Raw genomic sequence first — 12566 nt, forward strand, 5'->3', positions numbered from 1 at the left:
ACTTTTAAAATGAAAGTTAAACTTTTAGCAATGGCTCTTTTCCCTCTCATGCTCGCAGCTTGTCAATCTGGCAATATTCAAAAAGTTGGAGATGTCGCCGTGTCTGTACTTCAACAACAAAATGCAGAGCAAATCCTGAGTGCTTATCAATGGAGTACCGCTACAGGGTCCGCACCTAAACCACTGGTACTGAATTTTGACGATAAAGGCCGTTTAAGTATTGCCACCAGTTGTAATGGCTTGGGTGGTAGCTGGAAAATTGAAAATAATCAGATCGTGACAGACCCCCTCATGGGAACCCAAATGGCATGTCCGGACGCCTCCATGCAGCAAGAAAACATTGCCAAAGATCTGTTTAATAACCGCAAAGTACCGTTTATTTTAGATTTAAAAAATTCACAACAACCAAGATTGACCATCATTTCAGCGACAGGTCAGAAATACGTTTTCACTGGTACCATGACCCCTGAAAGCAAATATCAGACTCAGGCTGAAACCATTTTTCTGGAAATTTCACCTGAAACTAAGCCATGTAGCGGTGTCGCCCCACAAAACTGTTTACAGGTTCGGGAAGTTAAATACAGTGAGAGCGGGATAAAAACCCGAGTCGATAAAGACTGGACTTTATTCTATGATCAAATCGAAGGTTTTACCCATAACCCCAATGAGCGACAAATCATCCGGGTCAAGCGTTATGAAATCAAGCATCCTGCTGCAGATCAGTCGAAATATGCATATATTCATGACATGACGGTTGAACGCTCAACTATTAAGTAAATAGTTTATTCAGGACATAAAAAACCGGGGCAAATGCCCGGTTTTTTTAAAGCTTTAACCAAGTCAGACTTAGAATACGCCTTGAGCAAGCATAGCATCAGCCACTTTTACGAAGCCTGCAATGTTCGCACCATCAACATAGTTCACAGTACCATCTTCTTTAGTACCGTATTTCACGCAGTTACGGTGAATTTCTTTCATAATCGCGTGCAAGCGTTCATCAACTTCTTCAAACGTCCAGCCTAAACGCAATGCATTTTGAGACATTTCAAGACCAGAAGTCGCTACACCACCTGCATTCGATGCTTTACCTGGCGCATAAAGGATTTTCGCTTCAACAAATTTTTCCACTGCTTCAAGCGTAGACGGCATATTTGCACCTTCAGCAACACAGATCACACCGTTTGCAAGAAGTTGAGCTGCGTCATCAGCATCTAGTTCGTTTTGAGTTGCACATGGAAGTGCGATATCACACTTGATACCCCAAGGACGTTGACCTTCCATATATTCAAAACCGTGTTTAGACGCAAACTCAGAAATACGGCCACGTTGAACGTTTTTAAGTTCCATCACTTCAGCAAGAAGTTCTTCAGTGAAACCGTCTTTAACGAATACAGTACCCGCAGAGTCAGAAAGTGAAACCACTTTTGCACCCAGGAACATGGCTTTTTCAGCAGCGTATTGAGCTACGTTACCAGAACCAGAAATAGTCACCACTTTATCTTTAAAACTATCGTCACGAGTTTTCAGCATTTCTTCCGCGAAATAAACCGTACCGTAACCCGTTGCTTCAGGACGAGCCAGTGAACCACCGAAAGTTAAGCCTTTACCAGTGAATACGCATGAAGTGTCATTGCTGAGCTTCTTCATCATACCTGCCATGTAGCCCACTTCGCGGCCGCCTACACCGATATCGCCCGCAGGAATGTCAGTATTTGAACCCAGATGACGGTACAACTCGATGATTAATGCCTGGCAGAAACGCATGATTTCGCCTTCAGACTTACCTTTAGGGTCAAAGTCTGAACCGCCTTTACCACCGCCCATAGGCAATGTAGTCAAGGCATTTTTGAAAGTTTGTTCAAAACCTAGGAATTTCAAAATTGAAAGGTTCACTGAAGGGTGGAAACGCATCCCCCCTTTAAATGGACCAATAGCTGAGTTGTACTGTACACGGAAAGCACGGTTTACATGAGTTTGGCCTTTGTCATCTACCCATGAAACACGGAACTGAATCGCACGTTCAGGTTCTACAAGACGTTCAAGTAATCCATGATCAGCATATTCTGGATTCTTTTCAATGAATGGCCAAAGGCTAGTCATTACCTCTTCTACAGCTTGTAGAAACTCTGGTTGATGTTGATCACGTGATTTAACGTAGTTTAGGAAGTCGTTAAGGCTGTTGTATTTCAACGCTTAATCCTCAGCAGAAAATGGATCAAAATTGGTCAAAATTTCAATCAATGATATATTTTGGCGCAAAACATTAAATATCACTTGCACCTATTCAGCAATAGTTTTTTGAAAAAAACTTCAATTTTCTATATAGAACATATATTTAATTTAATTATTCAGTCTTTTTATTTATAAATTGAATAACTTTTAGATATATATAAATGTAATATTTTGCCCAATATTAATGCATTTTTAGTCCCATTTTTGCGCACAGGAATTCTATGTAAAAACATGCTAGTATTGCTCTCCAGCACATTGTTTCACGCTGCTTGCCCAGCACTCCCGGTTATACATGAACACTCAAATTAGCTTGATTCAAAAAATTGACGCCCTGTTGCCGCAAACACAATGCGGACTTTGCGGCCACCGAGATGGATGCCTCCCTTATGCAAAAGCCATAAGTGAAGGTGAAGAGGCCAATAAATGTGTACCAGGCGGACAACCCGTTGCCGACGCTTTGGCTGAATTGCTGGGTCGCCCAAAACTCAAAGCAGAAGAAAGTGTTTGGCCGATTCAAAGTGATGGTCGTCCACAACGTATGAAAGCGATTATTCGTGAAGATGAATGTATTGGTTGTACCAAGTGCATCAACGCCTGCCCAGTCGATGCGATTATTGGTTCAGGTAAGCTCATGCATAGCATTTTGACTGACCTTTGTACTGGTTGCGAACTCTGTATTCCGCCCTGCCCGGTCGACTGTATTGACCTGGTAGAAGACAACCACGTCGTGCCTTCAGAAGAGGCGCGTATTGCTGAACAAACTGACCTGCGCAAGCGCTATTACGCACATATTCAGCGTGAAGAGAAACGCCGGATTAACCGCAAAGGTCCTGTGGTTCGTGCCAATATTGATACGGCCTTATTTGCCCAATTTTCGGCGCAAAGTGACTTGGTTCCAGAGATTCAAGTGGTGGAAAAAACAGCTGATCCTGTGGTAAGCCACGATGCAGCAACCACCATTCAACTGGCAAAAATTCGCACCCAAATCAAAAAATTAGAAAAACAGCTCAGTGTTCGTGAAGACCTCAAGAAACGTGCCCTGCTGGATGATTTGCAACAGCAGCTGATTGTTCTGGGAGCTTCATGATGGCGGTTAAAAATATGACCAAAAAGCAGGTTCAGATTTTTTTTGAACGCTTACGAGAGCAAAGACCTAGCCCTAAAACCGAACTGAATTACAGCACTCCTTTTGAGCTTTTAGTAGCCGTGACGCTTTCGGCTCAAGCCACCGATGTCAGTGTCAACAAAGCTACCGACAAGCTTTTTCCAGTGGCCAATACACCAGAAGCCATTTATGCCTTAGGCGTTGAGGGTTTAAAAGAATACATCAAGACCATCGGTTTATATAATGCAAAAGCCGAAAATGTAATTAAAACCTGCAAGCTGCTGATTGAAAAACACAACAGTGTGGTGCCCAACAATCGGGCTGATCTGGAAGCATTACCGGGTGTAGGGCGTAAAACTGCCAATGTGGTGCTCAATACCGCTTTTGGCCATCCGACCATGGCGGTCGATACGCATATTTTCCGTTTAGGTAATCGTACCGGTCTGGCTATTGGCAAAAATGTGCTTGAAGTTGAACACCGGCTGGTCAAAGTCATTCCCAAGGAATTTATAGTCGATGCCCATCATTGGCTGATTTTACACGGTCGTTATACCTGTATTGCACGCAAGCCCAAATGTCATGAATGTGTGGTGTGTGATGTGTGCAACTGGCCAGATCGTTTTGAATTTGGTGCTGGCCGTGCGATTCCTGTCAAGAACATTGAAGCTGAATCATAAATGAGATGAGTTCAGCCAGATGATGTGCCCCGTTTAAAAGCCATTATTTTTTATTTTGTTCTGCCTGCTTTTGCTGGCGTTTTTGTTCGAGTTCTGCCTGTAATTTGGGATGCAGCCGACGCACAGGCACCTTGCCAGCATTTTCGCTACGCTCTTGCTGACGTACTTTTTTCAGCATCTTGAAACTGACATAGAATAAAGCAAACAATACTGCCAGAAATACAACCATTAACCCTAATACAGCAAACTTCACAGCAGTATCCTTTTTGAGAGCAGAATAAAAAGAGCCCTAATATGACTTAGGGCTCTTCGATTGTCAAAATCATCGAAATACGATTATTTTGATTGATCTAGAATGGCAAACAAATCAGTTTGAACTTCTTCAATTGGACGCAGACCGTTTAACTTGTCATAAGTCGGTGCATTTTCACCTGATGCTGCGCGACCTTGGTAGAAACCTACCAATTGTTCAGTTTCAGTGTGATAAGAACCTAAACGTTTACGGATGGTTTCTTCCTGGTCATCAGGACGTTGAACCAGTTCTTCACCCGTTTCATCATCTTTACCTTCCACCTTAGGCGGATTGTAAACCACATGGTAAACACGGCCAGAAGCTGGGTGCTGACGGCGACCAGAAAGACGTTTTACAATTTCTTCGTCTGGAACATCAATTTCAATCACGTGATCAATGTTGATGCCTTCTTTTTCCAAAGCTTCTGCTTGAGGAATAGTGCGAGGGAAACCATCAAAAATGCAACCGTTTACACAATCAGGTTGAGCAATACGTTCTTTAACCAGACCGATGATAAGCTCGTCTGATACCAGACCGCCACTTTCCATCACGCTTTTAGCTTTAAGACCTAATTCAGTACCTTCACGAATTGCAGCACGGAGCATATCACCGGTTGAAATTTGTGGGACATTGTAGCGCTTACAGATCAACTGAGCCTGTGTACCTTTACCTGCTCCAGGTGGTCCGAGTAATATAATGCGCATAAAAAAACATCCTCATTTAACAAATATATGTGATGCGTTTGCATGACGAATCTCTTTATTCGTCATGTAGTCCAGCATCTAATTATAAGAAAGCCACAAACAAATGTATTGTACCCGCGATAAATCCGGTTACGCCACCCAAGACGATCAGAATCCATTCATCTTCCTGAAAGGCAGGACGTAATAAATTCTGAAACTCTCTTGGCGTCAACTCGCGAATACGGTCTCTAAACATTTGATAGATTTTCTGTGCACGGCTCGCATTAAAGGCCGGGTCGCATACAGGCACCATCGTAATTTCAATCGAGCGATCGATCAAGTCCGTCTTGAGTTTTGCATACTCTTTTGGTCCTAAAGACAGCTGCAAAGAGGTTCGAACAATCGGAGTTTCCATAATTTCGTTAATATGGCGTTTAACGATACGGCGAGTTTTATCTTTCTTCCCGCCATACATCATCTCAGTCATAATGGATTTTAACGTAATTAAGTCTTCTGTGACTACTCGGGCAAAAACATCGGAAACCTCATCCTGACGTTTCATAAATGCACCCTGGATATTATAGGTGCCAATATGTGGAATCACCGGTTTGATCCACGGGAACATGCGACTTTCTGTACGCGCAAAAAACTGTGGATAGCGGATATAATGCGGTTCCAGCGGATTAAACACCATCCAGATGGCAATCCAGTTAGTCAGGAAACCCCACACCGCTGCCCAGAAAGGAACCGTCCAGTGCCAAGGCACTACAAACCAGACAATCATCTGGAATATACCGAAGAACATTCCAATTAATGCACTAATATGCCAGATAAAGTTGATCTCTTTTTGACCTACTTTAAGGAACATATTCACCATTAAACGGCGATCACCTTCCATTTGGCGAACCACCATTTCACGCATATCTACAAGTGACTCGACGTTCATGGTCAGCTCAGTCACCAATTCCCTTAAAATACCCGGCAGCTGTTTATGCGCTTGCGAATAGATACGGCGCTTAATTGAATAGGGTAAGTTTTCCCAAAGTACCGCATTACGGTCGATCATCATTTCATCAATCAGATGTTCCAGTTCAAAACCGACCTGCTCACCGATAATCCGTGCCATATCTTCTGGATCCATGGCATCCAGAAATTCACGTAAAGAACCCAATTTCGACAAGGTATTGTCAGTGATAATCCCGGAAATACGACCGGCTTTACGTGGCACAATCCCCTGCCAGCCGACAGGGAGCGGCCCTAAGTGGAATCCCCAAAACGTCAGGGGGTAAAACACCATTTTCAGTGCCATCCACACATGTGCCCAAGTTACAAAAGCTGTCACAGGAATGATGCTAAGTACTGCCCAGAAATCAGGGCGATTCAAGAAGGTTTGCCACAATTCGTTGACGTACTCAAACATGCACGATTTCCATATTTAATTTTTTAATCACAAAATACTTAATTATAAAAGCTCACTATTTTCACTATAAACCGACACTTAGAGTATAGGAAAATTGTAGCATGGGTTCTGTCTCTGCAACCACATTACCCTTCTGATCCGCCATCTCTTCGCCAGCACCAATCCCGATACTAAAACTGCTAATCCGTTCTTTACTGAGCAATACATAGGCTAAATCTATACCCGCACCCAGTCTTGCTTCATATTCATTGTTGATGTGTTTACTTTCCAGATGCCCTGCATAGACACCCAGGTAGTAACCGTTTTTATCTTTTCCGGTAAGGTAATAAGGATAACGAAACCCGACCTGAGCACCGGCATTATAGTCATCATTATAAAATACACCCGCTTTTGCATAGGCGATGCCATAAGGATTGACCCATTCTACATTCAGATGAAGAAGCTTTTTGGTAAATCCAGCCCCGATATTCCATGTTTTAGCACTGTCTGATGTCAATTTCGCTTCAGGTAAATATGAATGGTCTTGTGCATGAGCAATATTTACCAGCGCAAAAAAAGCCAGCAAAGGATACACTTTTGTGATTATTTTCATCGTTGTCCCTAAATTTTATTTTTTAGTACAGTCCTTTTTTTGAATTTTGACTTTAGCAGAATTATCAGAACTCTTATATACTGCACTTTACAATTTTAATGTCTGTAAAGTCAAAGTTTAAACTAAACCCGCCTAACAGTTCGCCAGAACAAATATCAAAAAATGCTGACTTGCGTTAGAATGTGCCACCAGTTTTTTTCACTCCCCTGGATGTAAGTCGATCGCGTATGAAGCAGCACTTTCCTTTAAAAAATGTTCAACAAGAAAAGCGCATTTATCGCAATCGGGTGTTTATCTCCATCGGGATTGTGGCATTCTTTCTGCTCCTGCTTGTTGCCCGTTATGCCTATCTGCAAATCGCGCATTATAATGAGTTTTCAACCGCTTCAGACCAGAACCGTATCCGGCTACAGCCTTTGGCACCTGCACGCGGCTATATCTATGACCGTAATGGTATTTTGCTGGCAGATAATTATCCGGTATTTTCTGCCACCATGTCTCGGGCTGATGTAAAAGATATTGAAGATACCGTCAAGCGTTTAACCCCGATTTTAAGCCTGACACAAGAAGATATTGACCGCTTTAGCAGCCGCATCAAGACCGCTAAAAAAACCGAACGTGTATCATTAAAATTAAATTTAACCGAAACTGATATTGCCAAGTTTAGTGAAGTCAAGTTTGAGTTTCCCGGGGTCAATATTGAAACCCAGATGACGCGCTACTATCCGCATGGTGAGCTATTTGCGCACGTGATCGGTTATGTAGGGCGTATTAACGACAAAGAATTAAAATCAATTGATAAAGATTTATATGCCGGCACCAACCTGATCGGTAAAATTGGGGTGGAGAAATCTTATGAAGATCTGTTGCATGGCTTGCCCGGCAATGAATCTGTCGAGGCTGATGCTCACGGTAACGTATTACGTAATTTAGGTCGTAAAGAGCCGGTACGCGGAAATGACTTGTACCTTTCAATTGACTATGGCTTGCAGGTTACAGCAACTGAGCAACTGGCGGGTCGTCGCGGTGCCATTGTGGCGCTGAATCCGAAAACAGGAGAAATTCTGGCCCTGGTTTCCAGTCCAAGTTTTAACCCGAATTTATTTGTGACCGGGATTAGCAATACCGACTATAGTGCACTACGTGACAATCTTGACCAACCGCTGTATAACCGTGCTGTACAAGGTGCCTATCCTCCAGGTTCAACCATTAAACCGATGTTTGGTTTAGGTGGGCTGCATTATAATATCGTGGATTGGAACACCGCCATTTCAGACCCCGGGTATTTTTCTTTACCAGGCGATTCACATAAATTCCGTGATTGGCGTAAATCAGGTCATGGCACGGTCAATCTGCATAAAGCTCAAGTAGTTTCCTGTGATACCTATTATTATATTTTGGCCTACCGCATGGGCATTGAAAAAATGAATGCCTGGATGCGCCAATTTGGCTTTAGTGAAAAAACTGGCGTCGATTTACCGAGTGAAAGTACCGGTTTGTATCCAAACCCGGACTGGAAAATGCGGACCCGTAAGAGCAAATGGCTAAAAGGTGAAACCATTTCCGTCAGTATCGGACAAGGTGCCTTTACTGCAACACCGCTGCAACTGGCTATGGCTACTGCAATTACTGCAAACCAAGGTGCGCATATTACCCCGCATGTACTGCGTGAAACCCATGGTGCCAAACCTTTTAAAATGCGTAATGCACCAGATGGTAAAATTCAGTTTAACGGCAAACCCGAAGACTGGATTAAAATGCGCGATGCCATGATTGATGTTATCGAGACCGGTACAGGTCGTGGTATTCGTACCCCACTGTATCATATTGCAGGGAAAACCGGGACTGCACAGGTCAAAAGTATTGCCCAAGGTAAAAAATACAACGAAGCATTATTAAGTGAACGTCAGCTTGACCATGGTTTATTTATTGGTTTTGCCCCGGCTGAAAATCCTGAGATTGCGGTTGCGATTGTTTGGGAAAATGGTAAACACGGTGGTTCGGCCGCGCAGCTGGCTCGTCCTCTGTTTGACTATTGGTTATACACCCGTAAAAAGAATCCGATCCGTCCTGCGGGCCATCAAATTAGTGGCGGCCTCATGACCGCAGGCATCAAACCGGGTGAATTGCCAAGTGGCACGGCACCAGTGGACACGGCGACCAATGTTCAGAGCAATACAACAGCAGCAGCGACACAGCACGCTACTCAAGCCGCATCAGGCGCACAACCCGTAGAAGTTGAAGGTGACTGATCTATGAAAAATCAACTCCGTATTATTGGCGGTGAATGGAAACGCCGTCAACTTCCTTTTGCCAGTGTTGAAGGCTTACGCCCTACACCCGACCGTGTCCGTGAAACTTTGTTTAACTGGCTGATGTGGGATATTCAAAATGCACAGGTTCTCGATATCTGTGCCGGCTCAGGAGCCTTAAGTTTTGAAGCTTTATCCCGCGGTGCAGCACAGGTGGTAATGATTGAACCGAACCGTGCACAAGCTGCTTTTTTAACCGATAATTTGCAGTTACTGAAAGTGACCAGCCAACATGCCAAACTCAAAGTCGCCACGGCACAGCAAATCTTACCTACCCTGAAACAGTCCTTTGATCTGGTTTTTTTAGATCCGCCTTATAGTCTGGATTTATGGGAAGAACTGGCCCAGCTTGCTGACCCGCTGATTAAAGACCGCGCCTTTATCTATGTGGAGGCCGATCGCGAGTTAAATCAGCTTAAACTCCCCTCTTCTTGGCAACAGATTAAACAAAGCAAGGCGGGAACAGTCCGTGCAGGACTGTATCAAAAAAATGCATCCTGATTAAAAATAAAAAAAGGATTCCTGAATGGAAGCCTTTTTTTGTTAAATGTAGTCAGTCAATTTCAGATCGGTGATAGATTAATTAACGACCATAGCGCCAGTCTCGGTCATTTCTATCATGATCCCAGTCCGGACGGTCTTTATTGTTCCAGTCACGGTCACCATGATGGTGTCGGTCATAATGTCCATTACGGTCTCGATGACCACCATAACCGTCATCATAAGTATCCAGGACACAACCAGTTAATGACACTGCCAATACAGAAAGTAAGATCACTTTTTTCATCATCTTCATCACCTCTTTAGGGCGTGACTTCAGTATTCAATGCTTTAATGAAGAGCGATGGGAGTCTATGTGAAATTTTGTAGTCATTTATGTCTTTTTTATTCACAGGAAGAATTTCTGTCCTGAATGCTGAAGCGGTTTTATACAAAGTTCTCCTTAGGTTTGCATAAATCCTGCTAAACATATGCTTGGCTTTTTGACTGATCTTTTGAATACTACCGATTTTTCATCTGTACAGATCGCTATGACTTGGTTGTTATTTATTGTTGGGGCAATGGTCGCAGGTTTTGTACAGGGACTGACGGGCTTTGCCTTTGCCCTCATTGCCATGTCATTCTGGGTATGGGTCCTCCCCCCGAAAATTGCTGCCCCACTGGTGGTCTTTGCTTCGGTGTGGAGCCATGTCATTTCATTGTCCAATGAACAGAAGCATCCACATCTAGATAAAGCACTGGTGCTGCCTTATTTAATAGCCGGGCTGATTGGCGTACCTTTGGGCACATATCTGCTGCATATTATTCAGCCCGAAGCCTTTAAAGTGGTTTTAGGCATCTTTTTGATGTTGTGGTGTCCGGTGATGTTTTTCAATCCGGCATTTCCACGGCTACAACAATCCGGAAAACTGGCAGACAGTCTGGTTGGATTTTTGGGCGGAATTCTGGGTGGTTTAGGCGGTTTTTGCGGTTCGTTGCCTTCTGCCTGGGTCATGCTGAAAAATCTTCCCAAACAGCAACAACGTTACGTTTTACGACATTTTAATTTTGGCATTCAGCTGTTTACCTTACTAGCCTATTTACTACAAGGCACGCTTGACATCCAGCTCTGGCCTTATATGACAATTTTGCTGATCAGTGTCAGTTTGCCCGCCATTTTAGGGGCAAAATTATTTTATAAAATTTCGGAAACGCAATTTAAACATACGGTTTTAAGCCTTTTATTTGCTTCTGGCTGTTTCCTGATTTTCAATACACTGCTCTAGAGAGTCGTGTCTACCTCCCAAAAAATCAGATTTATATGTTGAGATATTGCAACCTTATTTATCTATAACAACCGGTCAAAATTACAATAAATCTCACTTAAACAAAAAACACCCAATCAGTCGGGCAGATCAAATATATCAGCAGGAAAACTTTATACAATAACCCAACCCCATCATCCATTTTCCTAGAAATGAAAACCTTGATTTTATTAGCAGGAATGATTCTTCTCTCTGGCTGTTCTCTGACCACCTCTCATGAGCTGAAACATGCAGAAAGAATGCTGGCAAATTTTCAGTGCAATAGAATTGAAACCGCACAAATGGCGCATACTTCGATTACTTCCTATCATGAACAGGCACTCGCTTCTAGCCGCCAGAAAGCCGAATCTTATGTACAAAGCTATAAAGATGGAGAGGAGTTATTTAAGGTGCCATTAACAGAAGTAATCGAGGAACAATATTATATTTATCAGGAAGCTTGCCAACATTTAGGCGGGATTAGCCCGGCACAAAATCAATAATTTTTTAAGCGAAAATTGAATTTCACATTGACTGATCCATCATGTGCATCGAGCCAAGATTTTGCCATCTGCATCTATTAGCTTAGCGTGAAGATCAGTCAGGGAAACCATACGTTTTCACTTAGGTTTCATGGTAATAACGTGTATCCACGCTAAACTGTTCTGGAAATTTGGCCTGAATTTGTGCATAAAAAGCCATAATTTCAGCCATATCTTTTTCATAATCACCACTAGGATAAACAATTTTACCCACCCCGGTTTTCTTCTTGGCATAATCCATATAAGCCAATGCAATGGGTACGCCTGCATTGACTGCCACATGGTAGAAACCGGTTTTCCATTGTTCCTGTTTGGCACGCGTTGCTTCCGGTGTGACCAACATCACCAGTTTTGGATGGGTTTTAAATAAATCCGACATCACCTGAACCATACTTGGTCGTGGCTCACCCTCTTTTTTCGCTGTGCGGTCAATTCCGATTCCACCCATTGCGCGTACAAATGGACCAAAAGGAAATTTCATATAGCTGTCTTTAATGGTAATCCGAACGTTGACCCCTAAGGCCTTGAGTGCCAGACGTGCATATAAGGCATCCCAGTTGCTGGTGTGCGGTGCAGCAATCATGACGCACTGATCCAGATCAAGAGGCCAATGGTTATCGATTTCCCAGCCCATCATTTTTAAACTTTGTTCAGCTAATTTCTCAAACACTTACCGCACCGCCACCTAATCAAGTGCGCAAATTTTAACAAGGTCGCTGAAATATAAAAGTGCATTGTGAATAATAATCAACCAGTTAATAGATCAAGACATAACTGTCAAGTTCAAATAAAATAGCTAAGGTCTGCTGTTTTATTTTGCACCCATTTCCACATTAAGATCATAAACTGATGATCTTAAGACGAAGTTCCATATCCAAACCCTACAAAAAAGACCGAATAAAGCCGGTGGCTATTCAGTCCACTTAA

14 protein-coding genes are annotated in these 12566 nt (G+C 43.0%); 7 read left to right on the plus strand and 7 right to left on the minus strand.

The window, feature by feature from the left end:
* Positions 1-9 precede the first annotated feature (9 nt).
* On the plus strand, positions 10-777 hold the full coding sequence (locus ABJ384_RS10485) for a DUF4377 domain-containing protein (protein ID WP_349927205.1): 768 nt from the start codon (positions 10-12) through the stop codon (positions 775-777).
* Positions 778-846: 69 nt separating this feature from the next.
* Here the strand turns inward: ABJ384_RS10485 and gdhA are convergent, their stop codons facing one another.
* On the minus strand, positions 847-2190 hold the full coding sequence (gdhA, locus tag ABJ384_RS10490; protein WP_180176367.1) for an NADP-specific glutamate dehydrogenase: 1344 nt from the start codon (positions 2188-2190) through the stop codon (positions 847-849).
* 307 nt (positions 2191-2497) lie between these two features.
* Between gdhA and ABJ384_RS10495 the strand changes: the two genes are divergently transcribed.
* Positions 2498-3319 carry an RnfABCDGE type electron transport complex subunit B gene (locus ABJ384_RS10495; RefSeq protein WP_349929740.1) on the plus strand — a complete coding sequence of 274 codons (822 nt, stop codon included), beginning with the start codon at positions 2498-2500 and terminating at the stop codon, positions 3317-3319.
* Positions 3319-4014, plus strand: coding sequence for an endonuclease III (gene nth / locus ABJ384_RS10500; protein ID WP_349927207.1), 696 nt, complete (start codon positions 3319-3321; stop codon positions 4012-4014). The genes ABJ384_RS10495 and nth overlap by 1 nt, the downstream gene beginning before the upstream one ends.
* 43 nt (positions 4015-4057) lie before the next feature.
* Here nth and ABJ384_RS10505 read toward each other — a convergent pair whose 3' ends face one another.
* From ABJ384_RS10505 to ABJ384_RS10520, 4 genes are all read right to left on the minus strand, one after another.
* The gene (locus ABJ384_RS10505; RefSeq protein WP_349927208.1) at positions 4058-4267 is read right to left on the minus strand and encodes a hypothetical protein; all 210 of its coding nucleotides are present in this window, start codon (positions 4265-4267) and stop codon (positions 4058-4060) included.
* Between the two features lie 83 nt (positions 4268-4350).
* A complete protein-coding gene (gene adk, locus ABJ384_RS10510) occupies positions 4351-5010 on the minus strand; it encodes an adenylate kinase (RefSeq protein ID WP_086194920.1) in 660 nt (219 codons plus the stop codon).
* Between the two features lie 82 nt (positions 5011-5092).
* Positions 5093-6409 carry a hypothetical protein gene (locus tag ABJ384_RS10515; RefSeq protein WP_349927210.1) on the minus strand — a complete coding sequence of 439 codons (1317 nt, stop codon included), beginning with the start codon at positions 6407-6409 and terminating at the stop codon, positions 5093-5095.
* A 64-nt stretch (positions 6410-6473) separates the two neighbouring features.
* Positions 6474-6992, minus strand: a complete 519-nt coding sequence (locus ABJ384_RS10520) for a hypothetical protein (protein ID WP_349929741.1) — start codon at positions 6990-6992, stop codon at positions 6474-6476.
* Positions 6993-7228: 236 nt separating this feature from the next.
* Here ABJ384_RS10520 and mrdA point away from each other — a divergent pair, with 236 nt between their 5' ends.
* On the plus strand, positions 7229-9253 hold the full coding sequence (mrdA, locus tag ABJ384_RS10525; RefSeq protein ID WP_180176363.1) for a penicillin-binding protein 2: 2025 nt from the start codon (positions 7229-7231) through the stop codon (positions 9251-9253).
* Positions 9254-9256: 3 nt separating this feature from the next.
* The gene (rsmD, locus tag ABJ384_RS10530) at positions 9257-9814 is read left to right on the plus strand and encodes a 16S rRNA (guanine(966)-N(2))-methyltransferase RsmD (RefSeq protein ID WP_349927211.1); all 558 of its coding nucleotides are present in this window, start codon (positions 9257-9259) and stop codon (positions 9812-9814) included.
* A gap of 82 nt (positions 9815-9896) precedes the next feature.
* Here rsmD and ABJ384_RS10535 read toward each other — a convergent pair whose 3' ends face one another.
* Positions 9897-10103 carry a hypothetical protein gene (locus tag ABJ384_RS10535; RefSeq protein WP_180176361.1) on the minus strand — a complete coding sequence of 69 codons (207 nt, stop codon included), beginning with the start codon at positions 10101-10103 and terminating at the stop codon, positions 9897-9899.
* 241 nt (positions 10104-10344) lie between these two features.
* Here ABJ384_RS10535 and ABJ384_RS10540 point away from each other — a divergent pair, with 241 nt between their 5' ends.
* Together ABJ384_RS10540 and ABJ384_RS10545 are read left to right on the plus strand one after the other, a co-directional pair.
* Positions 10345-11079, plus strand: a complete 735-nt coding sequence (locus tag ABJ384_RS10540; protein ID WP_349927213.1) for a sulfite exporter TauE/SafE family protein — start codon at positions 10345-10347, stop codon at positions 11077-11079.
* Between the two features lie 278 nt (positions 11080-11357).
* Complete coding sequence (locus tag ABJ384_RS10545; RefSeq protein WP_349927215.1) at positions 11358-11600, plus strand: hypothetical protein; 243 nt, start codon at positions 11358-11360, stop codon at positions 11598-11600.
* Between the two features lie 121 nt (positions 11601-11721).
* Here the strand turns inward: ABJ384_RS10545 and ABJ384_RS10550 are convergent, their stop codons facing one another.
* Positions 11722-12309: a 1-acyl-sn-glycerol-3-phosphate acyltransferase gene (locus ABJ384_RS10550; RefSeq protein ID WP_166171014.1), complete on the minus strand. Its 588-nt coding sequence runs from the start codon at positions 12307-12309 to the stop codon at positions 11722-11724.
* Positions 12310-12566: the final 257 nt, after the last annotated feature.

The organism is Acinetobacter sp. A1-4-2 (assembly GCF_040233925.1).
Lineage (GTDB): Bacteria > Pseudomonadota > Gammaproteobacteria > Pseudomonadales > Moraxellaceae > Acinetobacter.

Coding starts and splice junctions, on each gene's coding strand:
- ABJ384_RS10485 (WP_349927205.1), top strand. CDS start 10: ATGAAAGTTAAACTTTTAGCAATGGCTCTTTTCCCTCTCATGCTCGCA.
- nth (WP_349927207.1), top strand. CDS start 3,319: ATGGCGGTTAAAAATATGACCAAAAAGCAGGTTCAGATTTTTTTTGAA.
- adk (WP_086194920.1), bottom strand. CDS start 5,010: ATGCGCATTATATTACTCGGACCACCTGGAGCAGGTAAAGGTACACAG.
- ABJ384_RS10515 (WP_349927210.1), bottom strand. CDS start 6,409: ATGTTTGAGTACGTCAACGAATTGTGGCAAACCTTCTTGAATCGCCCT.
- mrdA (WP_180176363.1), top strand. CDS start 7,229: ATGAAGCAGCACTTTCCTTTAAAAAATGTTCAACAAGAAAAGCGCATT.
- rsmD (WP_349927211.1), top strand. CDS start 9,257: ATGAAAAATCAACTCCGTATTATTGGCGGTGAATGGAAACGCCGTCAA.
- ABJ384_RS10535 (WP_180176361.1), bottom strand. CDS start 10,103: ATGATGAAAAAAGTGATCTTACTTTCTGTATTGGCAGTGTCATTAACT.
- ABJ384_RS10540 (WP_349927213.1), top strand. CDS start 10,345: ATGACTTGGTTGTTATTTATTGTTGGGGCAATGGTCGCAGGTTTTGTA.
- ABJ384_RS10545 (WP_349927215.1), top strand. CDS start 11,358: ATGCTGGCAAATTTTCAGTGCAATAGAATTGAAACCGCACAAATGGCG.